Source organism: Mycobacterium sp. 852014-52450_SCH5900713, from assembly GCF_001667075.1.
GTDB lineage: Bacteria > Actinomycetota > Actinomycetes > Mycobacteriales > Mycobacteriaceae > Mycobacterium.
In genome coordinates, this window is sequence record NZ_LZIL01000022.1 from 1 (window position 1) to 21,210 (window position 21,210).

Consider the following 21,210-nt stretch of genomic DNA (forward strand, 5'->3'; position numbering starts at 1 on the left):
AACCCCCACCCTTCTAAGCCGTTGGGCGTCAAGGCCTGCGAGGGCCCATCATCCGGCCGCAGCCCATCCCGCCCGGGCCCATCATCTGTTGCATCATGGCGGGCATCCCGTCCCGCACGAAACCGGTGACCTCGCGTGCGTGCGCACGGATGACATCGGTGAGGGCCGGGTCGTCGGCCGTCTCCTCGGCGATCACGCCTCTGGGCGTGAATGTGAGCTGGCGTCGGTAGCCGCCGGCACTTCGGAAAAGCGTCGGCAGGCTCTGGCTCATGCAACGGATTTCAGTTCCCTGATCGAGGTGGGCGTACATGCTCGAAACATGCTCCTGCAGTTGAGCAGTCAAGGCCGGCGAAGCCGATTCGGTGGTGGTGCGCACACCGCCGGGAATGTCCTCGACGATGCGGTCGATTTCGCTGTGCCGCATGAACATCTCCATGTAGCGGCTCATGTCCATGTGACCGGCGCCCATGAAACCGCCCCCGTCCGTGAGGCGGATAGCCGTCGACGGCGGCCGCAAGGCGCTCCCACGCAGATGTGCCAGACCCAGGATGCTGCCCGCGCCGAGCGCGCCAAGCGCGGCAAGCGCCGCCCGCCGAGTCAGTCCGGCCATACGGCAAGCCGACCACATAGGCAACGCCCATTCTAGGGCCAATGGCCCCTACCCCCGGTGGGTATACGCGTGCCATCGTTTGAGGCATGACGCACAATCCTGAATCCAGCGTCGGACCGACCACCGTGACCGGCCACCCCGGGGACGAGCATCGATTCGGCGCGCACAGTCGGCTGAGCCAAGTGGTCGCGTGGGTGGTCATCGTCGCCGGCGTCGTGTTCGTCGTCGCGGTGGTCTTCTTCTCGGGCCTCTTCTTGGGCGCGGCCTCGGGTGACCGTTACGGCTGGCACCATGGCTACGGCGGCGGGCGTGGCGGTACCTGCCCGATGATGGGTCCCGGCGGCATGATGGGACCGGGCATGATGGGACCAGGCGGAATGGGGCCCGGTGGAATGGGACCGGGTGGTCCGATGGGACCTCAGCAAACGCCCACGCCGACGGCCCCGCGCCCGTAGCGCACCCGCCGGCGCGCGCTGGAGTTCGCTGATCCCAATATGCAACCTGCCCGGCGTCCGCCGTTCCGCTACTGGCAAGCCGGCCGCAACTCCGCGCTGCAGTCGCCGGGACCGGCGGTCAACCGCGGTTTCCAATCGGACTGTCAGGGTTAGCCAACCGCTCTAGAATGAGACCCCTTTGGTGCTTGCCCTGTAGCCGGTCGGGATGAGGTTGGTATGAATAGCCCTGCGCGCAATCGACGTCAGCTGGCCGGTGGCCGTCCGCGCAGGGCGGCCACCTTGCTGCGGGCGGCGTTCGGTTGCGCAGCGGCGGCAATCGTGGTGGCCGGGTGCACATCCTTCGTCGACGGGCGGGCGCTGTCGATGCTCAACGACCCGTTCCGGGTGGGCGGTCTGCCCGCGACCAACGGCCCCAGCGGGATCCGCTCGAACGCACCCGCCCCCACCGGCACGGTCGTCAATACCGACAACGGCGAGATCGACAAGTTGGCGTTGCTATCGGTCAACGACATCGAGGACTATTGGAAGTCGGTCTACAGCCAGTCGTTGAAAGGCGACTTCGTCCCGGTTGGCAAGATGGTGTCGTATAACTCAAAGCAACCGTCCAGCCCCATCGTTTGCCACAACGACACCTACAAGCTCGTCAACGCCTTCTTCACGTCGCGCTGCAACCTGATCGCTTGGGATCGCGGGGTATTCATGCCCGTCGCGCAACGGTATTTCGGCGACATGTCCGTCAACGGCGTGCTGGCCCACGAATTCGGCCACGCCTTGCAGACGATGGCGAAGCTGGTGACCAGACGAGACCCCACGATCGTGCGCGAGCAGCAGGCCGACTGCTTCGCGGGCGTCTACCTGTTCTGGGTCGCAGACGGCAAGTCGCCGCGGTTCACGCTGAGCACCGCCGACGGGCTGGACCACGTGCTGGCGGGGATCATCACCACCCGCGACCCGGTGATGGACAGCGACGCCGAGAACGACGACGAACACGGGTCGGCCCTGGACCGGATCAGCGCCTTCCAAATGGGTTTCATCGACGGCGCCTCGGCGTGCGCGGCGATCGACAAGAAAGAAATCGGCCAGCGCCGCGGCGACCTGCCCAACGCCCTGCGCGTCGACAACAGCACCGGGAACCCGGAGACCGGTGAAGTCCCGATCGACCAGGACACCCTGTCGACGCTGATGGAACTCTTGGGAAAGGTGTTCTCCCCGAAGAATCCGCCGGCATTGTCCTACCAGGCCGCCGATTGCGCGGACGCCAAGGCCAGCCCGCCGGCGTCCTACTGCCCGGCCACCAACACGATCGTGATCGATCTGCCGAAGCTGGCGGCGATGGGCAAGGTCGCCGACGAGAACGAACAAACCCTGCCGCAGGGCGACGACACCGCGCTGTCGGCCGTGATGTCGCGGTACGCGCTGGCAGTGCAGCACGAACGCGGTCTGGCCATGCAGAGCCCGTGGACCGCCCTACGCACGGCCTGCCTGACGGGCGTGGTGCATCGCAAGATGGCCGAACCCATCGAGCTGTCGTCGCAGAAGCAGCTGCTGCTGACGGCCGGCGATCTCGACGAAGCGGTAGCCGGTTTGCTCACCAACCACCTCGTCGCCAGTGACGCGGACGGCACCAGCGTGCCGGCCGGTTTCACCCGGATAGCGGCGTTCCGCGGCGGCGTGACCGGCAACATGGACGCGTGCTACTCCCGCTATCCGGGATGACCGAAAGGCCGCGCTGTCAACCGATCTGGGCGAGCCTGGGTATCACGTCGTCGCCGAGGCGGTGGATGAAGCCGACCGGATCGGGGTTGCCGGGGAACGGCCCGGCATTGACCAGCTCTACGCCAAGTTCGCCGTAGCGCTCGACGGTCTTGAAGTAACCATCGAGGTCGTCGAACGGATTCACGAATAAGCCCACTGTCTTGCGGATTTCGCTCGAGTCTCGGCCCACCGCGTCACAATGGCGGTTCAGCACCTCGATCTTGTGCTCGAGAACATCGGGGTCGCCGGAGGTGCTGTTCCAGACGTCGGCGTACTGCGCGACCAGGCGCAGCGTCTTCTTCTCGCCGTCGCCGCCGATCAGGATGGGAGGGCGCCGAATCGGTTGGGGCTCACAGATTGTCTCCGCCAACTGGTAGTGCTTGCCCTGGTAGGGCCCGTTGTTCTCGCTCCACATCTGCCTGCAGATCTGCAGCGTCTCTTCGAGCATCTCGAAGCGCTGACTCACCGGTGGATAGGGAAAGCCGAGGGCCGCGTGCTCACGGTCGTACCAGGCGGCGCCGAGCCCCAGCATCGAGCGGCCCTGCGACAGGACATCCAGAGTGGTGACCGCCTTGGCCAGCAGGCCCGGATAGCGATAAGTGACCCCGGTGACCAGCAGGCTCAGCTCGATGTTGGTCGTCTGCCCGGCCAAGAAACCCAGCGACGTATAGCCCTCGAGGAACGGGTCCTCCGCCGGTCCCATGGCTTCCATCTGAAAGAAGTGATCGGCGAGCGTGAACAGCGTCGCCCCGCCCTGCTCGGCGGCCTTGGCCGCATCGGCCAGCGTCGGACCCAGCGCCGTCGGGTCGCCGGGCAGAAAGTCGATGAAGTGCAGTCCTACTTCCATTGCAGCCCTTGTCCTTTCACTATTCGGTCAAGCGCTCGAGCAGCGTTAGCGCGTCGAGGATGACGCGACGTTCGCGTTCGGAATACCGCTCGTGGATGGCGCGTGCCAGCCACTCCTCCCGTACCTGCTGGTTACTCTCGGCGCGTCGCCGGCCCGCCGCGGTCAGCGAAATCAGTTGCCGCCTACCGTCTTCAGGGTCGGGCGTGCGCTCAATGAGCCCCCGCTGCCCGAGGGCGGCCACAATCGTGGCCATGGACTGTGGACGTACCCGTTCGGCTGAGGCCAGGACGCTCGCCGATGAGGCGCCCTCTTTCCAAAGCCGGTTGAGCACCGCGGTCTGTGAGGGGGTCAAGTCGCCGTCGGTGGCGAGGTCCCTCAACTGGCGTCGCAGCCGACTGAACATCACCCGCAGGTCGCGGGCTGCCGCAGCCGCTGACTCGGCGATTCCGTCCACAAGATCAGTCTAAACTGATAAGTTCAAACTGTCTAATTGCGCCCGAGCAGCTGCAGGGCCGCGTCGACCGCCAGGGCCGCCACGTTCAGTGTCTTGGAGCGCAGATCGTGTCGCGCACCGGCGATCTCGACGACGGCGGTCGTGCCGGTGACCAGCGCGGCGGCGGCGCGCAGTTCGTCGGGCGTGCCGAATGGATCCGACGTCCCGTGCGTGAACACCGTCGGCACCCTGATGCCGGGCAGGTGCTCGGTGCGGGTCCGCTCGGGCTTCCCCGGGGGATGCACCGGATACGAGAACAGCGTTAACAGGTCCACTTCGATAGGCGAGGCCTCGCGGGCGGCCACCACCATGGACGTCTGCCGGCCGCCATAGGAATGCCCGCCGGCGATCAACGGGCCGTCGGCGAGGCTGCGGCACAGCGTGATCGCCTCGACGATCCCGGCGCGGTCGGCGGCGGCCGAGCCGGACGGCGGTCCGGTGGGACGGCGCCGCCGGTAGGGCAGGTTGTACCGGACGGCGAGCCACCCGCGCCGCGCCCATTCTGCGCAAACCTGCTGCAGGAGCGGCGAATCCCGGTTTCCGCCGGCGCCATGGGTCAGCACCACCACCCCGGCGGCCGGCCCGTCGGGTTCGTGTGCGATGCCCGCGATCTGGTCGAGGGCAATCATGACAGCCTGAACAAGGGGGACACGGGGCCGTGGCCATGGCCCAGCGGATAGGAGGCGCGCAAGCATTCGGTGACCCATCGCTTCCCGAACCCGACCGCGTCGGGCACGGTGAAACCGTGCGCCAGCGCGCAGGCGATGGCCGTGGCCAAGGTGTCGCCGCCGCCGTGGTCGTTGCCGCCCGGCAACCGTTCCGAATCGAACTCGTAGCAGGAGACACCGTCGTAAAGCAGGTCGCAGCTGCGGTCGGACGACCGCAGGTGCCCGCCCTTGACCAGCGCCCACCGCGGTCCCAGCGCGTGCAGCGCCTTGGCGGCCGCCCGCTGTGACTCCGCGTCCACCACATCGATGCCCACCAGCAGCCGCACCTCGTCGAGGTTCGGCGTGACCAGGGTGGCCAACGGAAACAGTTGCGAGCAAAGGGCATCCAGGGCGGACGCCTCCAGCAGTGCGTCGCCGTGCATGGACGCGCACACCGGATCGACGACGAGCGGCACCGCCGATCCCAGCCGCTGCCACGTGTCGGCCACCGCGGCGATGATCGAAGACGATGCCAGCATCCCGGTCTTGGCGGCCTGGACGCCGATGTCGGTGACCACCGCTTCGATCTGATCGGCGACGACGTCGGGCGGAACCTCGTGAAACCCCTTGACGCCCACCGTGTTCTGCACGGTGATCGCGGAAACGGCGACGCAGGCATGCACGCCCAGCAACGCCATGGTGCGGATGTCGGCCTGAATGCCCGCGCCGCCCCCCGAGTCGGATCCGGCGATGGTCAGCACCCGCAACGGCGTGGCGCCCGGCGGAGCCAGCGGGAGGTAGCTCACTGGGTGATCGGCAGGTACACCCGCTTGCCGTGCTCGGCGAACTCACGCGACTTCTCGGCCATGCCCTCGCTCATCATGGCCTCGATGTCCTCTTCGGTCTCGAGCCCGTGCTTGGCGGCGAAGTCGCGCACGTCCTGGGTGATTCGCATGGAGCAGAACTTCGGCCCGCACATTGAGCAGAAGTGCGCCGTCTTGGCGGGTTCGGCCGGCAGGGTCTCGTCGTGGAATTCCCTTGCGGTGTCGGGGTCCAGTGACAACGCGAACTGGTCGTTCCAGCGGAACTCGAACCGCGCGGTCGAAAGGGCGTCGTCGCGCTCCTGGGCGCGCGGATGCCCCTTGGCCAGGTCCGCGGAGTGGGCGGCGATCTTGTAGGCGATCACCCCGTCCTTGACGTCCTTGCGGTCCGGCAGCCCCAGGTGTTCCTTGGGCGTCACGTAACACAGCATCGCGGTGCCGGCCTGGGCGATGATCGCCGCGCCGATCGCCGAGGTGATGTGGTCGTAGGCCGGCGCGATGTCGGTGGCCAGCGGACCCAGCGTGTAGAACGGGGCCTCCTCGCACAGCTCCTCTTCCAGTCGCACGTTCTCGACGATCTTGTGCATCGGGACGTGTCCGGGTCCCTCGATCATCACCTGCGCGCCACGGGCTTTCGCGATCTTCGTCAGCTCGCCCAGGGTGCGCAGCTCGGCGAACTGCGCGGCGTCGTTGGCGTCGGCGATCGACCCCGGCCGCAGCCCGTCACCGAGCGAGAAGGTGACGTCGTAGCGGGCGAAGATGTCGCAGAGCTCCTCGAAGTTGGTGTAGAGGAACGACTCCCGGTGATGGGCCAGGCACCAGGCCGCCATGATGGATCCTCCGCGGGACACGATGCCGGTGACCCGCTTGGCGGTCAGCGGCACATACCGCAGCAGCACGCCGGCGTGCACGGTCATATAGTCCACGCCCTGCTCGCACTGCTCGATCACGGTGTCGCGGTAGATCTCCCACGTCAGTTCCGTCGGGTCGCCCTTCACCTTTTCCAGCGCCTGGTAGATGGGCACGGTGCCGACCGGGACGGGGGAGTTGCGCAGGATCCACTCGCGGGTGTCGTGGATGTTCTTGCCAGTGGACAGGTCCATGATGGTGTCCGCACCCCAGCGGGTGGCCCACACCATCTTGTCGACCTCCTCGGCGATCGACGACGTCACCGCGGAGTTGCCGATGTTGGCGTTGACCTTCACCGCGAAGGCCTTGCCGATGATCATCGGTTCGATCTCGGGGTGGTTGTGGTTGGCGGGGATCACCGCGCGGCCGCGGGCGACCTCGTCGCGCACCAGCTCGGCGGGCATGTCCTCGCGGGCGGCGATGTATGCCATCTCCGCGGTGATCTCGCCGGCCCGCGCCCGCTGCAGCTGGGTGCCGCGGTCGCGGACCACCCCCGGCCGCGCGGGCAGCCCGGCCGTCAAGTCGATGACCGCGTCCCCGTCGGTGTAGGGGCCGGAGGTGTCGTAGAGGTCGAAGTGGTCCCCGGTGGACAGGTGGACGCGCCGGAACGGGACTCGTGCGCCGGGAAACCCCTCGACGTCGCGGTAGACCTTGCTGCTGCCTGCGATGGGTCCCGTGGTGACGGAAGCATCGACGGCTTGGGAAAGGACGGCGGTTTTTTCCAAGGTCATTTTCTCATCTCCCTACGCCGGCATTACCCGGTCAGGTTCGTACGGTCGACGGCCCCGAGCCGTCCTCTCAGCGCATTCGACGTGCGCTCCCGCGTATTTGGATGGTCCGCAAGCGACGTTACCCCCACCCCGGCCCTGCTGGCATGTGGGCGGGCTTTTTGAGCCAGGGCGGTAGCCGGCGGGATCCGCCGGGTGCGAGGATGCAGACGTGCATGAGGAAGGGAGAGCGGACGGGTCGATGCCCGATCCGTCCCGCGGCGGCCAAGCTCTGAACTCGGTCGAGGCGGCCGCCCGCTATCTCAACGTCGGCACCTTCCGGTTCTGGTTCATCGGCGAGCGCTGGGAATGGTCCGACGAGGTGGCCAGGATGCACGGCTACGAACCGGGCACCGTCAAGCCCACGACGAAGCTGTTGTTGTCCCACAAGCACCCCGACGACCGTCGGCACGTCCAGGAGGTGCTCGACTACGCCCTGCAGTCGGCGGAGTCCTTCTCCAGTCGGCACCGGTTCCTCGACACGTCCGGCAACGTGCACGACGCGATCGTCGTGGCCGACCGTATGCACGACGAGTCGGGCGCCGTGGTGGGCACAGCGGGCTATTACATCGACCTCGCCAACACCTTCGACGAGACCCGGCAAGAGGTGCTCGACGAAGCCCTGCCGGACCTCTTCGAAAACCGCGCGGCGATCGAGCAGGCCAAGGGCGTGCTGATGTTCGTCTACCGGGTCAGCGCCGAGCAGGCCTTTCGCGTGCTGCAGTGGCGGTCGCAAGAGACCAACGTGAAGCTGCGCGCGCTGGCCCGGCAACTGCTGGCCGACGTGACTGCCCTCGAGTGCTCGACGGCCACCCTGCAGAGTCAGTTCGATCATCTGCTGCTGACGGTGCATGAACGGATATCCGCCGAGTCCGCCGGGTAACCAGAGGAATACGCGAACGCGGCAGCCCGCAAACAGTTAGTGTTCCTAGACACTCCGAACGGCGCGTGCGGCGCATTCGGACGACTGGGAAAGGCACTGGAGTTGTTGGCGGTGGAACATGAGTCTCTCGAGGATGCGGTCGTCGTGCGCGTTACGGGCGCCGTCGACTCCAGTACCGTCGATGAGGTAACCGCCCACCTGACCGCCGCGCTCAAGCTGGCCGAGACCCACCCGGCCCGGCTGCTCGTAGTGGACCTGCAAGCCGTCGACTTCTTCGGGAGCGCGGCGTTGAACGCCGTGCTCGAATGCCACGACGAAGGCAAGGAAGCAGGGACGGCCGTCCGCCTGGTCGCGAACAACGACCAGGTGCTTCGTCCGATCGAGGTGACCGAACTGGATCGGATCTTCGACATCTACCCGACGCTGCCCGAGGCTCTGCAACACAAGCGACGGCAATGAACCCGGCGCTGCCGGCCGACTTGGCGGCTGCAGCCGAACTTGGCGGTGAGATGGGCCGCCGCTTTGCCGAATTCGACTGGGACAACCATCCTTTGAGGTCGCCGCGGGACTGGTCGGCCGAGGTGCGGGCGGCCGTGGCGATCGCTCTGACCTCGCGGTTCCCCATCGTGCTCTGGCTGGGGCGGGGAAATCTGTTCTTGATGTACAACGACGGCTACGCGCAGATCCTGGGGGACAAGCACCCGGCGGCCCTCGGTTGCCCCGCGGAGCAGGTGTGGTGGGAGATCTGGGAGCAGATCTCCCCGATGCTCACCAGCGTGATGGATACGGGCGTCGCGACCTGGTCCGACGACCTCATGTTGCCGCTCATCACCGGCGGTCAGTCCCAGGAGCGATATTTCACCTTCACCTATAGCCCCATCATCGGCGGCGACGGTGCGGTCACCGCCGTTTTCTGCCCGGTGATCGAAACGACCGACCGGGTGTTGAGTGAGCGTCGGCTCCACCTGCTCAACGCGGTGGCGACCGCAGTGATGGACGCGCACGCCATCGACGACGCGGTGAGCAGCACCGTCGCGGTATGCGGTGCGCAGCCGCTGGACTTGCCGTTCATTGCCGTCTACGTCGCCGACCACGAGGCGGCGCGCGACAGCACGCTGCGTGGGGCGACCCCGTCGATTCGGCCGCTGCTGCCCCGCTCGCTGTCCGAGCTCACGGGTTGGGACACGACGCCACGCGCCCGGGCCGCCCGCGTCATCGACCGGCTCGAGGACGTAATCCCGGGCATCACAGAGTGTTTCGGTGAGAACTGTCCCCAGCAGGCCCTGGTGTTGCCGCTGGGAGAAACCTCGCCCGCCGGGGCGGTGGTGATCGGCGCCAGTCCGCGGCGTCCCCTCGATTCGATGTACCGCGGGTTCTGTCAGCTGCTGGCCGACCAGCTCTCCGCGGCGTTCGCCTCCGCCGTCTCCTACGAACAGCAGCGGCAGCGGGCCGACGCGCTGGCCGAACTGGACCGGGCCAAGACGGCCTTCCTGACCAACGTCAGCCACGAGTTCCGCACTCCGCTGACGCTGCTCCTCGGTCCGCTCGACGATGCGCTGTCCCAAGCGGCGCCGGGAAGCGTGCTGGCGGATCGGCTGAGCACGGCGGGCCGCAACGCGCGGCGCCTGCGGCGCCTGGTCGACTCCCTGCTCGACTTCTCCCGCATCGAGGCCGGCCGCGCGAACGCGAAGTTGGCGTGTACCGATGTCGGCGCGCTGACCGCCCACATAGCTTCGTCTTTTACCGAGCTGTGCCATCGGGCGGGCCTCGATCTCGCGGTGGACTGCTCCCCGGTGCTGGCCGACGTCGACCCGGGCATGTGGGAGACGATCGTCCTCAACCTGCTGTCAAACGCGGTCAAATACACTCTGCGGGGCTCGATTTCGGTCGAGGTGCGCGCCGAATCGGCACACTGCGTCGTCACCATGCGCGACACCGGGGTGGGAATCGCCGCCGACGACCTGGATCGCCTGTTCGACCGCTTCTACCGCGCCGACAACCTCCGGGGCCGCAGCGTCGAGGGCACCGGGATCGGGCTCTCGCTGGTGCGCGGCCTCGTCGAGCTGCACAACGGAACAGTGCAAATCGACAGCGAATTGGACTGCGGCACAACGGTGACCATCCGGCTGCCGCAATCTGCCGGCACGGCGGCCGAACATCCCCCTGCCGGCCCGCTGGACGAGACCAACCCGTACGTGGCCGAGGCCCGGCAATGGCTGGCCCCCATCTCGGAACGCACCGGGTCGGTGGCAGCAGCCGAGAGGTCGCGCCAGTTGGTGTTGATCGCCGACGACAACGCCGACATGCGGCACCATCTCGACCGCGTGCTGTCGCCCCTTTGGGAGACGGTCCTTGCCGCAGACGGCGAGTCGGCACTGGCGGCGACCCGGAACCTGCGCCCGGACGCCGTCGTCACCGATGTGATGATGCCCGGGATCGACGGCTTCGGACTGGTGGCGGCCATCCGGGCAGACCCGGAATTGGCGGCCACACCGGTCCTCATGCTGTCCGCCCGGGCCGGCGCGGAGGCGATAGGCGAGGGGTATGCGGGTGGGGCCGACGACTACCTGCCCAAGCCGTTCCGATCCCAGGAGCTGATCGACCGGGTGAAGTCGCGGCTGTCCGCGGTGGCCCGTGAGCGTGACCGCCAGCGCCGGGCGGCGGCCTCCGATCTGGTCCAACTCGACTCCGCTCTGCAGGCCACCGACTCGGTCGCCGGAATCATGGATGCCTTGCTGGAGTCGCCATTCGGCTCGGCCGACGCCGCCACCGTCACGATCGGCGTCCTCGACGGCGAACGCCACATCCGGTTCGAATACGCCGGCGACCTCCCCGCCGAATTGCGCGACCGCTACCACGTGACCGGGCTCGACTCCCCGGTGGTCGGGGCTGACGTCGTGCGCACCGGCGAGCCGATGGTCGTCACGGACACGTTCGACCTGCCCCCGCGGTACCAGCACGCGGTGCAGGACACCGCCGACAGCGTCCGGGCCTGCGTCGCCCATCCGCTGCGGGATCACACGGGCCGCGTCATCGGCGTGCTGGGCCTGCTGTGGTCCGCACCGCGCCAGTTCGACGCCGCCGAACTCGACGCGTTCGGCCGGATGGCCGAGCTGACGTCCTCGGCGTTGGACCGGGTTCGCGTCATGGCGCGCGAACACCGCATCGCCGTCGACTTCCAGGAGCATCTGCTGGATCTGGACCGGGGCTCGACCGCAGCGGTGGTGGCCGCCGTTTACCAGCCCGCCGGTGAGGCGATGCGTGTCGGCGGCGACTAATACTCGGTCACGCCGCTGGATCGCGGCGGCCGGGTCGGGATATCGGTGGGCGACGTCGTCGGACACGGGTTGGCCGCCGCGATCGTGATGAGCAGGCTGCGCGCCGCGGTGGCCGCCTCGGCCCTCACCGCGGGCGAACCGGGCGCGGTGCTGGGGGCGCTGGACCGATACGGGGCCAGCGTCGCGGGCGCCCGCTGCGCGACGGTGGCCTACGCGCTCGTCGAGACCGAACCTGACACCGGTTGCGCCACCGTCCGGTACAGCTGCGCCGGCCATCCCTATCCGCTGCTGGTCTTTCCCGACCATCGCGCGCTGTTCCTGACGGCCGGGCGGCGTCTGCCGGTGGCCATCAAGGAACACGATGCAAAAAGTTATCCCTCCGATGCCACCGCGACGGTGAATCTGCCACCGGGAAGCCTGATCCTGCTCTACACCGACGGGCTCATCGAGCGCGCCGGCGAGACGCTCGACGACGGGCTCGATCGCCTGAAGGCCGCGGCCGCGGAATGCGCCGACCTTCCGGTCGAGACGGTCTGTGCCGAGCTGCTGTCCCGGATCGCCCCGCCCGCCGGCTACCGCGACGACGTCGTCGTGCTCGCGTTGCGGCCCAGCCACGATTGCCCGCGCAGCTTCGCCACCGTGGTGACGGCCACGCCGGGGCAGATTCCCGTGGCGCGCGAGCGGTTACACCAATGGCTGGCGGGCATCAACGTCGACCCGAAGCGCGAAATGGACATCCTGCTGGCGACCGGCGAGGCCGTGACCAACGCGATCGAGCACGGCAGCGACGGCGAGCCGCGCCGAACCGTGTCGGTGGAGGCCTTCCTGCGCCGGCAGACGGTCGCGGTCACGGTCAGCGACACCGGGCGGTGGGTGGGCGATTCCTCGGCCAGCCTGCGCAGCCGGCGGCGCGGCCGGGGTCTGACACTGATCGGCGGGCTGGCCGATCACGTCGACACGCTTCGCACCGCGGCGGGCACCCGGGTCACGCTGCGGTTCGACCGTGTGGCCGGGACCGCTTGACCCTCTGTCAGGCCTCTTCCATCGCCTCGCCGAGCTCTTCGAGGAGCTTGTTGTGGTGGTTGCTGGCCAGGAGGTGTCCGGCGGCGATGACCACGGCCACCGGCCAGTCGATGAGTTCGAGCGCGGCCAGGGCGGCCAGGCCCCCGAAGTAGGCCAGCTGCTCCGGCCGGGGAATCTCCATTTGACCGAGCACCGGAAGGTTGACGTGGAACGTTTCGCCTTCGCGGATCTTTTGCACCGCATCGCGCTGCGATGTCCCCCTGCGTGTCTTCTCTTCCGCCATCATTTGCCTTTCGGTAACGAAGGGTTTGCCGACTCGCCGGGTGGCGGGACCACCGTCGGACTTATGTCGACGATGACCGACACCGGGGGCGATCCGCTAGTTTCCTCTATTGCTCTGGTGCTGAAGGTGCCGTTACTGGAACTCTATGCGCTGCTATGGCGGGCCGGGGTCGTCGAGGTTCGCGCACCTCAGCGGATGCATCATCCGATTTGTCCGGACCCGTCAGCGCACGATTCGCAACGCCGATCACGACGGTCGCCGCGACAGCGGATCCCAGCCCCTGCGCCCAGCCGACTGGACCCAGCGGTGTGCAGCCGAGCAACTGGCTGACCACCGGGATGCTGATCAGCGTCCCCATCGCCGCGAGCGAACCCGCCGCGGTGAACACCACCAGCGGGGCATGTGAATCCAGCAGCGTCTGACCCAGCTCGGCGCCCACCAGGGCGACCAGCGCGACCGTGGATGCGCGCTGCGGGCGCCCGGTGACGCTTCCCATCGCCCACGCCGCCGTCGTCGCGGCCGCCGTGGTGACGCCGCGGATGGCGACGGCGCGCCACAGGGCGGGCTGATCGGGGCCCCGGATGCCCGGGTCGACCGGGCCGCTGGGCTTGCTCACCGCGAGGGCCGCCGCGGGCAGCGCGTCGGTCATCATGTTCACCAGCAGTAGCTGCCTCGTATTCAGCGGTGAGGTCCCGGTGATCGCGCTGCCGATGACGGCGAACAACACCTCGCCGGCGTTGCCGCCGAGCAGGACGGACACGGCCGCCTGCACCCGCTGCCAGAGTTGGCGGCCCTCTTCGATGGCGTGCCGCAGGCCCTCGATGCGGGCGTCGACCAGCACCACGTCGGCCGCCATGTGCGCCGGGTCGCTGCCGCCGGCGACGACGCCGATCCCGACGGTGGCGGCCCGGATGGCGGCGGCGTCGTTGGCCCCGTCGCCGACCATCGCGGTGCGCACGCCCGCGCTTTCGAGCATCTGAACGACCTGGACCTTGTTCTCCGGGGTCATCCGGGCGAAGATCACCCGCTCGGTCACGACGCGTTCCTGATCCTTACGCGACATCGCATCCCATTCGGCGCCGCTGATCACCTGGTCGGCGGTCACGCTCAGCCCCAGCTCCTCGGCGATGGCTTTGGCGGTGATCGGATGGTCCCCGGTGATCAGCTTGACGCCCACCGAAAGCCGGCGCAGGTTCGCGAGCAGGCCGGCAGCTTCGGCGCGTGGGGTGTCGGACAAACCCAGGAACCCGGTCAGGGTCAGCCCGTCTCGGGCGAAATCGGCGATGTCGTCGGGCTCCCGCTGGATCGCCGCCGCCTGGGCGGGGCTCAGTTGCCGCCGCGCCACGGCTATCACCCGCAGGCCGTTGCCGGCCATCTGCGCGACCGTCTCCTCCAGGGTGGGGCTCACCTGCCCGCAGGCCGCGAGCACCACTTCGGGCGCACCCTTGACGGCCAGCTCGGTGTCGGTAACGGACGCGGAGAACGACCGGCCGGAGCGGAACGGCAGGTGCGCGACGGGTGCGTTCGAGTTGTGTCCGTTGACGGCCCCCAATGCGGCTGAGGCGGCCTCGACGATGGCGACGTCGGTGGCGTGTGCGTGCGGTCCGCCGTTGGACGCCGGCGCGGCGTGCGCGGCGCAGCGCAGCACCTCTTCGCGCGATGTTCCCGGCGCCGCAACGACCTCGGCCACCCGCAGCCGGTTCTGGCTGAGCGTTCCGGTCTTGTCGAAGCAGACGACGTCGATGCGGCCGAGCGCCTCCACCGAACGCGGAACGCGCACCAGCGCGCCGAACTTCGTCAGCCGGCGCGCCGACGCCGCTTGCGCCAGCGTCGCCACCAACGGCATTCCCTCGGGAACCGCCGCGACGGCGATGGCGATGCCGCTGGCAACCGCCTGGCGCACGACCGAGCCCCGCAACAGCCCCAGCACGCTGACCAGTGCGCCGCCGGTCATGCTGACCGGGAAGGCCTGGTTGGTGAGCTGGCTGAGCTGGTGCTGCAGACCGATGTCCGACGACAGGTCGCCGGACACCAGCTCGGCGGCGCGGCGTTCCTGCGTGTCTGCCCCGACCGCGGTCACCACCGCCACCGCGGTGCCCGCCACCACGGTCGTCCCGGCGTACAGCATGCAGCGCCGCTCGGCCAGCGCGGCGCCGGGCGTCGGCTCGACCTGCTTCTCCACCGACAGCGATTCACCGGTTAGCGTCGACTCGTCGACCTCGACGTCGACCTCCTCGATGATCCGGGCGTCGGCGGGCACCACCTCGTGGGTACGCACCTCGAAGACGTCGCCCGGCTGCAGCTGCGCCGCGATGACGTCGGCGTACACCCGGTCCCCGGCGCCGTTGGACATCACCTTGCGGGCCGGTGGGATTTGTTGTGCCAGTAAGTGATTGAGCCGGTTTTCGGCGCGCAGCCGCTGGCTGGCCGCGAGCATGGAGTTCCCGGCCAGCACCGAGAAGACCAAGACGGCGTCGACCGGCGAACCGAGTACGGCGCTGGCCGCCGAGCCGAGCGCCAGCACGGGGGTCAGCGGGTCGGTCAGCTCGGCGCGAACGGCGGCCACGAACTGCAGGAAGGCACGCGCGCGCGTTTGCGGTCGCGGGGCGCCGAGGGCGGCCAGCGCGAGTTGCCTTGGATCGCCGGCCGGCCCCGAGTCGGGCGGCGGCAACGCCCGGCGGACGTGCTCGACCGCCATCGCGTGCCATTCCTGCACGGGGGCCGGGCGCGGGGTGTCCGCCTTGAGGATGCCGCGCGCCAACAGATATCCCGACATCAGGCCGGCCGCCGCGCCGCTGGTCACCGGCCCGCGCCCGATGCCGCGGACACCGGGGATCATCAGCAACGAGCCCATTGCCGTTGCGCCGGCCGAGATCCCGACGCCGCGTTGGGCGGCGGCCCGCGCCGCCGGGAGCGCGTGCAGCACCCGCCAGGCGGCCGCCAGGTCGGGCAGCAGCAGGTCGGCGTACCACGGCGGCGGACCGTCCCCGGGCTCTCCCATCATGCCCAGCGCCACGTCGGCCGACCAAATCGCTTGTGCCCCCGGCGATGACAGCACGGCGACCGTGCGGCCCGCCTGCTGCAGATCCGCCACGGCCGCGGCCAGGGAGTCTTCGATGGAGCCGCGCTGCAGCGGCCTGATCTCGTCGAACGCCGGGCGCAGTTCACCCAGCGAATCGTCCTCGACCGAAACCAATTCGGATCCCGTCCGGTGCGCCTCGGCGACAACGGCCGACGCCAACGGATCGTGCCTGAAGCAGAAAAGGGCCTCCACTTTGGCAGTCGGCTCACTCGCCGAGATTCCGGACACCGGGTGCCAGCCCGGCCGCAACCGATTCTTTTCCAGCATCAGCTGGGCACCCGACCATGCCGCGGACAGCTCGGCTTCCCGGGCGCCGCGGATGAGCGACACCCGCAAGCTCTTGGTGCACAGCACCCGTGGATCGATGACGATGGCGTCCACCCGGTCCAGGCGGCGCAGCGCCTCCGGACGCAACGAGAGGACCGCATGCCGGTCGGCCAGCCCCTGGCCGAGCGCCGCCGCGAAGGCTTCGGGCGTGGTGCGGTTGGCCGCGGGGGTGGTCACCAGAACGGCCAGGGCCGCCTGGTGCAGGTTGCGGGTGGTGGCGCCGACGACTCCGGCGCTGATCGCCTGGACGAGCGCGAATCGGTCGCCGTGGTGATCGGCGGGGCGGCCACGCGGCGGCTTCGACCCCGCCGACGCATCGGTGTGCGGGTGATCAGCGTGACTGGCCAGCTGCGGCTCGTGCTGGACCCAGGCCCGCGCCTCGGCGCGGCATTCGGCCGCTTTCAGCGACTGCATCAGCAGACCCACCGACAGCGACGCGGGAGACAGCGTGAGGGTTTCCGCGGTCGTCACCGCCAGGGCAAGCACGGTGTCGGTCGCGGGCCGGCCGATGCGGTCCTCGAGCAGGCGGCGCAGCCGTGGTTGGTAGTCGACGGCCACCACGGCCGCCAGGACGCCGATCGGCATGCGTGGCCAGCGCAGCGCCCGCCCGGTCAGCGCTATGCCCAACCCCGCCGCGCTGGCGGCCACCGTGGCGGTCCGGGTCGCCAGCACCACACCGTCGGCCGGCAGACTCGTCGGGGGTGCCATCGGCTTCACGACTTTTTTTGGGGCGCAATGCTTCTCGGCGGCGCCGACGATGCGGCACAACTCGCGCAGCGACGTCTCCGCGTCGTTCACGGTGACCACCACACGCGACAGCGGGTAGTTCAGGGCCGCCGAGGCGACCCCGGGATGGGCCAGCACCGCGTCGAGCACGGCGCGGCCAAGCTCGTCGTCTGGAGCGCCGTCCAGCCCACGCACCTCGATCCAGGCGCGCTCCTCGCCGCGCCAGCAGCGCCGGCTCAGCGTTGCCGGTATGTCTTGGGGCAGTTCGCCGGAGATCGCCCGGGCGCCCTCGCGCAGCGGAATCGCGGCGATGGTGATGCTTGCCTCGACGAGCGAGGTGGTGGCCTGGAGGCCCGTCGCGACGGCGCGCAACGGGATGGATCGTCGTATCGCGGTCGCAATGCTCAAAGCGTTTGGGGGCAGTCCCGTTAGTTGGTGCTACGCAACTGGGTGCTGCCGGCCCGGCGCCCGGCGGCCTTCTTGGCCGTCGACTTGCCGGCCGCTTTCTGCGGTGCCGCCTTCTGCGGAGCGGCCTTCTGCGGCGCCGGCTCCACCGGTACCGCCTTGAGGCTCGCCTTTGCCGGCTCTTGCTTGCGGCTCAGCCGTTGCAGCAAAAGGGCGCTGCCGCCGACCGCCAGCAGCACCGGCCACTCGACCAGTCCCGCGACGCCCAGCGCGCCGAAGGCCACCGCGGCCGCCGGCGCCGAGTGGCTGCCGCTGCTCATTCCCTTCTTGACGCCCTCGGCGGCTCCGGTGACACCGCCGATGACTCCGTTGACCGCCGCGCCACCCACAGCGCCGGCGGCCGCGGTGGTCGTGGTCGCCGCGCGACTCACCGCCTGGCTCACGCCTCGTACCGCTCCGCCGATGACACTCATGCTGACTCCCTGGCTTTCTGCCTGTGCCGCTAAACCTGCGCCATAGCGAGGTATACCCGCTGAACGGTTCGTTAACGGCAAAAAAACACTGTATCCGCTTCTAACAAAAGCAAAGCCTGCCACCTTGCAAACCCGCAGACAACGAGCAGCCGCATTTAATTTGCCTGACCTTAACCTGGGTGTGGTCGGGGCGAGAATGCGCCAAAACGCCATTAGGCATGGCTAATGTCAATCTGCACGGGCGCGTGATCGCTGGCGGCCTTCCCCTTGCGCTCCTCGCGGACGATCTGGGCGTCCGTCACACGTCCGGCCAATTCGGGGGAGGCGAGGATGAAATCGATACGCATGCCCTGCCGTTTCGGAAACCGCAGCTGCGTGTAGTCCCAGTAGGTGTATACGCCCGGGCCGGGCGCGAAAGGCCTTACCACGTCGGCGAATTGCGCGTCGACGATGGCGCCGAACGCCCGGCGCTCCGGCTCGGAGACGTGGGTGGCGCCGGCGTAGAACTCGGTGCTCCAGACGTCGTCGTCGGTCGGGGCGATGTTCCAGTCGCCGGCCAGCGCGATCTGCGCGGTGGGGTCGTCGCGCAACCAGCCGGCCGCCGTATCACGCAGCGCGGCAAGCCATTCCAGCTTGTAGGTGTAGTGCGGATCACCCAGCGCGCGCCCGTTCGGCACGTACAGGCTCCAGACCCGGATGCCGCCGCAGGTGGCCGCCAGCGCGCGCGCCTCGGCCGTCGCGGCGACCTCCGGCTTGCTGCTCCAGGTGGGCTGGCCGTCGAAGCCGATCTGCACGTCGTCGAGGCCGACCCGGGAGGCGATCGCCACGCCGTTCCACTGATTGAAGCCGACATGGGCCACCTCGTAGCCGAGTTCGAAAAACGGCAGGGTGGGAAATTGGCCGTCGGAACATTTGGTCTCCTGCATGGCCAGCACGTCGACCTCGGCGCGGGCCAGCCAGTCGACGACGCGGGGCAGGCGGCTGCGAATCGAATTCACGTTCCAGGTGGCCAGCCGTAGGACACCGTCGGGCATGGCTAGACCGTATCCCAGCCGAGTGAGCGGGCCGGAAAGTAGCGGCGGCGATGGTGCGCCCGGAAGCCGAGCGCGTCGGCGAGCGCCATGGAAGCCGTGCCGGGAACCACGAGGTAGCCGCGAGTGGCGCCGCGGGCCGCGGCCCAGGCCAACAGGGCCTCGCAGGCGGCCGCGGTCGCCGGGTCATCGGCGGTCCCCGTGCGCGACAGCCCCACCCACCGGGTGCCGTCCGGTGCGTCGGTCACGGTCGCCCGCGCGAGCGCCAGCTCGCCGCCGGTGGCGGGTTCCACCGGCGTCGAAGCGGAGACGTCGCGGACCAGAACGCGTTCGGTGTGTCGGGCGCTCACCCCCGGCGGCAGCGGCAGCAAGCGATCCGGGATCGCCAGTCGCGCCGTCAGACCGCGGCGCTCATACCAGGCCTCGATCGCCGGGATCGCGCCCGCCGTAGCCGAAACATCAAGTGGGACAGCGTAATTGACGCCCTCACCGGCGCGCAGCAGCCAGCCCTCGAGCCAGGCCCGTTCTCTGCCCGGCGTCGCCGCGGCGGCCGCGTGCTCGAGCGCCCGGATCTGCGAGGTGCGTACCGGCGCGTCGGTGAGCACCCGCAGCGCGACCACGTCGTCGGCGGCCACCTCGACCACCGCGCCCGTCTTGGTCCGAACCCGCACCGACGGTTCGACCGCCAGCAGGTGTCCCACCGCATCGGTCAGCGGCGGGACCGAGCCTTTCGCGCGCCGGTAGCGAAGCGTCACCCGCGTGCCCAGCTCCGGCCACGAGAACATCAGTGGCCGAAGGGGTCCGGCCCTTCGCCGGGCAGCCATGAGAGGCCCGGCACGCCCCAGCCGTGGGACTTGACGGCGCGCTTGGCGCTGCGGGCGTGGCGACCGATCAGGCGGTCGAGGTACAGAAAGCCGTCCAGGTGGCCGGTCTCGTGCTGCAGCATCCGTGCGAACAGACCGGTGCCCTCGATTTCGACGGGCTTGCCGTCGGCATCGAGGCCGGTGACCCGGGCCCAGGTGGCCCGGCCGGTGGGGAACGACTCGCCAGGGACCGACAGGCAGCCCTCGTCATCGGTGTCCGGATCCGGCATGATCTCCGGTACCTCGGAGGTTTCCAGCACCGGGTTGACGACCACGCCGCGGCGGCGGTCGGTCCGGCCGCGGTCGTCGGCGCAGTCGTAGACGAAGATCCGCAACGCGACGCCGATCTGGTTGGCCGCCAGGCCGACTCCGTGCGCGGCGTCCATGGTTTCGTACATATCGGCGATCAGCTTCGGCAGGTCCGCCGGCAGCGACCCGTCGGCGCCGACGGGCACCGGCTGCGTCGGGGTGTGCAAGACCGGATCCCCGACGATCCGGATCGGTACTACTGCCATGGTCGGCTAAGCTACCGCACGCCCGTGCACGCCGAAGCCGGCCATGTTCGCCCGGGCAATCTGAGGCAATCGGCCGACTCGCGGGTCTGGATGACGGCTTGAGGGTTTGCGCCGTGGTTCAATATTCGCCGAAACACGCCCTCAGGTAAGTCAAGTCATCTACAGCAGCCGAGAATCGCCGGAAGGGTCCAGGGGAAGCTATATGGACAGCGCCATGGCGCGGGCAAATCGATCGGGGGACGATGCCGAGATCGCAGATGGCCTCACCCGCCGCGAGCACGACATCCTCGCCTTCGAACGTCAGTGGTGGAAATTCGCGGGCGTAAAAGAAGAAGCAATCAAAGAGCTGTTCTCGATGTCGGCGACGCGCTACTACCAGGTGCTCAACGCGCTCGTGGACCGGCCGGAGGCGCTGGCCGCCGACCCGATGCTGGTGAAGCGGTTGCGGCGGCTGCGTGCCAGCCGCCAGAAGGCGCGAGCTGCGCGGCGCCTCGGCTTCGAGGTGACCTGACTCGCTACAGTGGGCTCGATGAAAGAGCGAGTCCCCGACTCCACGGGGCTTCCCCTACGCGCCATGGTGATGGTGCTGTTGTTCCTGGGGGTCATTTTCCTGCTGCTCGGCTGGCAGGCGCTGGGGTCGTCCGGCAGCTCCGACGAGGACTCGTCGGCCGCCGTCTCCACGTCGACCACCACCAGCTCGGCCACGCCGACGAGCACTAAGCCCGCGGGCAACCGGTCCGACGTGCAGGTGTACAACATCTCGGCCAAGGAGGGCGTCGGCGCCCACACCAAGGATCAGCTCACGACCGCCGGCTTCAACGTCACCAAGGTCGACAACCTGACCGTGCCCGAGGTGTCGGCCACCACGGTGTATTTCACCGACGCCGACGACGAGCACGCGACCGCCGACGCGGTCGGCAAGGCCTTGGGCGCGCCGGTCGAACCCCGCATTCCCGCGCTGGCCGGCCAACCACCCGGGGTCATCGTGCTCGTTGCGGGCTGACGACCGCCGAAGCG

At 68.9% G+C, this 21,210-nt stretch carries 20 protein-coding genes, 1 pseudogene and 1 riboswitch; of the genes and pseudogenes, 9 read left to right on the forward strand and 12 right to left on the reverse strand.

The genetic code is table 11. The annotated features are described in order from the left end of the window. Window positions 1–28: 28 nt before the first annotated feature. Window positions 29–610, reverse strand: coding sequence for a hypothetical protein (locus tag A5773_RS05655; RefSeq protein ID WP_067789917.1), 582 nt, complete (start codon window positions 608–610; stop codon window positions 29–31). Between the two features lie 86 nt (window positions 611–696). Here A5773_RS05655 and A5773_RS05660 point away from each other — a divergent pair, with 86 nt between their 5' ends. Both A5773_RS05660 and A5773_RS05665 read left to right on the forward strand, forming a co-directional pair. Next, on the forward strand, window positions 697–1,065 hold the full coding sequence (locus A5773_RS05660; protein WP_066957124.1) for a hypothetical protein: 369 nt from the start codon (window positions 697–699) through the stop codon (window positions 1,063–1,065). Window positions 1,066–1,281: 216 nt separating this feature from the next. Beyond that, complete coding sequence (locus tag A5773_RS05665) at window positions 1,282–2,781, forward strand: peptidase (RefSeq protein WP_232001798.1); 1,500 nt, start codon at window positions 1,282–1,284, stop codon at window positions 2,779–2,781. A gap of 16 nt (window positions 2,782–2,797) precedes the next feature. Here the strand turns inward: A5773_RS05665 and A5773_RS05670 are convergent, their stop codons facing one another. The 5 genes from A5773_RS05670 to thiC all read right to left on the reverse strand — a co-directional run bounded on the left by A5773_RS05670 (window position 2,798) and on the right by thiC (window position 7,268). Further along, the gene (locus tag A5773_RS05670) at window positions 2,798–3,667 is read right to left on the reverse strand and encodes an LLM class F420-dependent oxidoreductase (protein WP_067789920.1); all 870 of its coding nucleotides are present in this window, start codon (window positions 3,665–3,667) and stop codon (window positions 2,798–2,800) included. A 19-nt stretch (window positions 3,668–3,686) separates the two neighbouring features. Then, the gene (locus A5773_RS05675; RefSeq protein ID WP_066957118.1) at window positions 3,687–4,121 is read right to left on the reverse strand and encodes a MarR family winged helix-turn-helix transcriptional regulator; all 435 of its coding nucleotides are present in this window, start codon (window positions 4,119–4,121) and stop codon (window positions 3,687–3,689) included. A 32-nt stretch (window positions 4,122–4,153) separates the two neighbouring features. Continuing rightward, a complete protein-coding gene (locus A5773_RS05680; RefSeq protein WP_067789986.1) occupies window positions 4,154–4,786 on the reverse strand; it encodes an alpha/beta family hydrolase in 633 nt (210 codons plus the stop codon). Then, window positions 4,786–5,613 carry a bifunctional hydroxymethylpyrimidine kinase/phosphomethylpyrimidine kinase gene (gene thiD / locus A5773_RS05685; protein WP_067789923.1) on the reverse strand — a complete coding sequence of 276 codons (828 nt, stop codon included), beginning with the start codon at window positions 5,611–5,613 and terminating at the stop codon, window positions 4,786–4,788. The genes A5773_RS05680 and thiD overlap by 1 nt, the downstream gene beginning before the upstream one ends. After that, entirely contained in the window at window positions 5,610–7,268 is a 1,659-nt protein-coding gene (thiC, locus tag A5773_RS05690; protein ID WP_066957112.1) for a phosphomethylpyrimidine synthase ThiC, read from the reverse strand. The genes thiD and thiC overlap by 4 nt, the downstream gene beginning before the upstream one ends. After that, window positions 7,261–7,371, reverse strand: a riboswitch (TPP riboswitch). It overlaps the preceding gene by 8 nt. 135 nt (window positions 7,372–7,506) lie before the next feature. Between thiC and A5773_RS05695 the strand changes: the two genes are divergently transcribed. From A5773_RS05695 to A5773_RS26440, 4 genes are all read left to right on the forward strand, one after another. Continuing rightward, window positions 7,507–8,187, forward strand: coding sequence for a PAS and ANTAR domain-containing protein (locus A5773_RS05695; RefSeq protein WP_066957109.1), 681 nt, complete (start codon window positions 7,507–7,509; stop codon window positions 8,185–8,187). 96 nt (window positions 8,188–8,283) lie between these two features. Continuing rightward, complete coding sequence (locus A5773_RS05700; protein WP_066957129.1) at window positions 8,284–8,646, forward strand: STAS domain-containing protein; 363 nt, start codon at window positions 8,284–8,286, stop codon at window positions 8,644–8,646. Beyond that, window positions 8,643–11,465, forward strand: a complete 2,823-nt coding sequence (locus A5773_RS05705; RefSeq protein ID WP_232001799.1) for an ATP-binding protein — start codon at window positions 8,643–8,645, stop codon at window positions 11,463–11,465. The genes A5773_RS05700 and A5773_RS05705 overlap by 4 nt, the downstream gene beginning before the upstream one ends. 15 nt (window positions 11,466–11,480) lie before the next feature. Next, window positions 11,481–12,488, forward strand: coding sequence for a SpoIIE family protein phosphatase (locus A5773_RS26440; protein WP_255377459.1), 1,008 nt, complete (start codon window positions 11,481–11,483; stop codon window positions 12,486–12,488). Between the two features lie 7 nt (window positions 12,489–12,495). Here A5773_RS26440 and A5773_RS05710 read toward each other — a convergent pair whose 3' ends face one another. Further along, window positions 12,496–12,771 carry a hypothetical protein gene (locus A5773_RS05710; protein WP_156744745.1) on the reverse strand — a complete coding sequence of 92 codons (276 nt, stop codon included), beginning with the start codon at window positions 12,769–12,771 and terminating at the stop codon, window positions 12,496–12,498. 63 nt (window positions 12,772–12,834) lie between these two features. Between A5773_RS05710 and A5773_RS26630 the strand changes: the two are divergent. Then, window positions 12,835–12,912 (forward strand): annotated as a pseudogene (locus tag A5773_RS26630) (hypothetical protein); the annotation flags it as partial. On the opposite strand, the gene A5773_RS05715 reads toward A5773_RS26630, so the two are convergent. The 5 genes from A5773_RS05715 to A5773_RS05735 all read right to left on the reverse strand — a co-directional run bounded on the left by A5773_RS05715 (window position 12,878) and on the right by A5773_RS05735 (window position 20,193). Then, the gene (locus A5773_RS05715) at window positions 12,878–17,284 is read right to left on the reverse strand and encodes a cation-translocating P-type ATPase (RefSeq protein WP_156659743.1); all 4,407 of its coding nucleotides are present in this window, start codon (window positions 17,282–17,284) and stop codon (window positions 12,878–12,880) included. The pseudogene A5773_RS26630 and the gene A5773_RS05715 overlap by 35 nt on opposite strands. 50 nt (window positions 17,285–17,334) lie before the next feature. After that, window positions 17,335–17,784 carry a hypothetical protein gene (locus A5773_RS05720; RefSeq protein ID WP_067261773.1) on the reverse strand — a complete coding sequence of 150 codons (450 nt, stop codon included), beginning with the start codon at window positions 17,782–17,784 and terminating at the stop codon, window positions 17,335–17,337. A gap of 212 nt (window positions 17,785–17,996) precedes the next feature. Next, the gene (locus tag A5773_RS05725) at window positions 17,997–18,818 is read right to left on the reverse strand and encodes an exodeoxyribonuclease III (RefSeq protein WP_066952074.1); all 822 of its coding nucleotides are present in this window, start codon (window positions 18,816–18,818) and stop codon (window positions 17,997–17,999) included. A 2-nt stretch (window positions 18,819–18,820) separates the two neighbouring features. Next, on the reverse strand, window positions 18,821–19,600 hold the full coding sequence (locus A5773_RS05730; RefSeq protein ID WP_067789929.1) for a GCN5 family acetyltransferase: 780 nt from the start codon (window positions 19,598–19,600) through the stop codon (window positions 18,821–18,823). Continuing rightward, window positions 19,600–20,193, reverse strand: a complete 594-nt coding sequence (locus tag A5773_RS05735; RefSeq protein WP_067789932.1) for a peptide deformylase — start codon at window positions 20,191–20,193, stop codon at window positions 19,600–19,602. The genes A5773_RS05730 and A5773_RS05735 overlap by 1 nt, the downstream gene beginning before the upstream one ends. A 202-nt stretch (window positions 20,194–20,395) precedes the next feature. Here A5773_RS05735 and A5773_RS05740 point away from each other — a divergent pair, with 202 nt between their 5' ends. After that, entirely contained in the window at window positions 20,396–20,704 is a 309-nt protein-coding gene (locus A5773_RS05740; protein ID WP_007167558.1) for a DUF3263 domain-containing protein, read from the forward strand. A gap of 18 nt (window positions 20,705–20,722) precedes the next feature. Further along, window positions 20,723–21,196, forward strand: coding sequence for a LytR C-terminal domain-containing protein (locus A5773_RS05745; protein ID WP_066952079.1), 474 nt, complete (start codon window positions 20,723–20,725; stop codon window positions 21,194–21,196). Window positions 21,197–21,210: the final 14 nt, after the last annotated feature.

Coding starts and splice junctions, on each gene's coding strand:
- A5773_RS05655 (WP_067789917.1), bottom strand. CDS start 610: ATGGCCGGACTGACTCGGCGGGCGGCGCTTGCCGCGCTTGGCGCGCTC.
- A5773_RS05660 (WP_066957124.1), top strand. CDS start 697: ATGACGCACAATCCTGAATCCAGCGTCGGACCGACCACCGTGACCGGC.
- A5773_RS05665 (WP_232001798.1), top strand. CDS start 1,282: ATGAATAGCCCTGCGCGCAATCGACGTCAGCTGGCCGGTGGCCGTCCG.
- A5773_RS05670 (WP_067789920.1), bottom strand. CDS start 3,667: ATGGAAGTAGGACTGCACTTCATCGACTTTCTGCCCGGCGACCCGACG.
- thiC (WP_066957112.1), bottom strand. CDS start 7,268: ATGACCTTGGAAAAAACCGCCGTCCTTTCCCAAGCCGTCGATGCTTCC.
- A5773_RS05695 (WP_066957109.1), top strand. CDS start 7,507: ATGCCCGATCCGTCCCGCGGCGGCCAAGCTCTGAACTCGGTCGAGGCG.
- A5773_RS05705 (WP_232001799.1), top strand. CDS start 8,643: ATGAACCCGGCGCTGCCGGCCGACTTGGCGGCTGCAGCCGAACTTGGC.
- A5773_RS05710 (WP_156744745.1), bottom strand. CDS start 12,771: ATGGCGGAAGAGAAGACACGCAGGGGGACATCGCAGCGCGATGCGGTG.
- A5773_RS05720 (WP_067261773.1), bottom strand. CDS start 17,784: ATGAGTGTCATCGGCGGAGCGGTACGAGGCGTGAGCCAGGCGGTGAGT.
- A5773_RS05725 (WP_066952074.1), bottom strand. CDS start 18,818: ATGCCCGACGGTGTCCTACGGCTGGCCACCTGGAACGTGAATTCGATT.
- A5773_RS05730 (WP_067789929.1), bottom strand. CDS start 19,600: ATGTTCTCGTGGCCGGAGCTGGGCACGCGGGTGACGCTTCGCTACCGG.
- A5773_RS05735 (WP_067789932.1), bottom strand. CDS start 20,193: ATGGCAGTAGTACCGATCCGGATCGTCGGGGATCCGGTCTTGCACACC.
- A5773_RS05740 (WP_007167558.1), top strand. CDS start 20,396: ATGGACAGCGCCATGGCGCGGGCAAATCGATCGGGGGACGATGCCGAG.
- A5773_RS05745 (WP_066952079.1), top strand. CDS start 20,723: ATGAAAGAGCGAGTCCCCGACTCCACGGGGCTTCCCCTACGCGCCATG.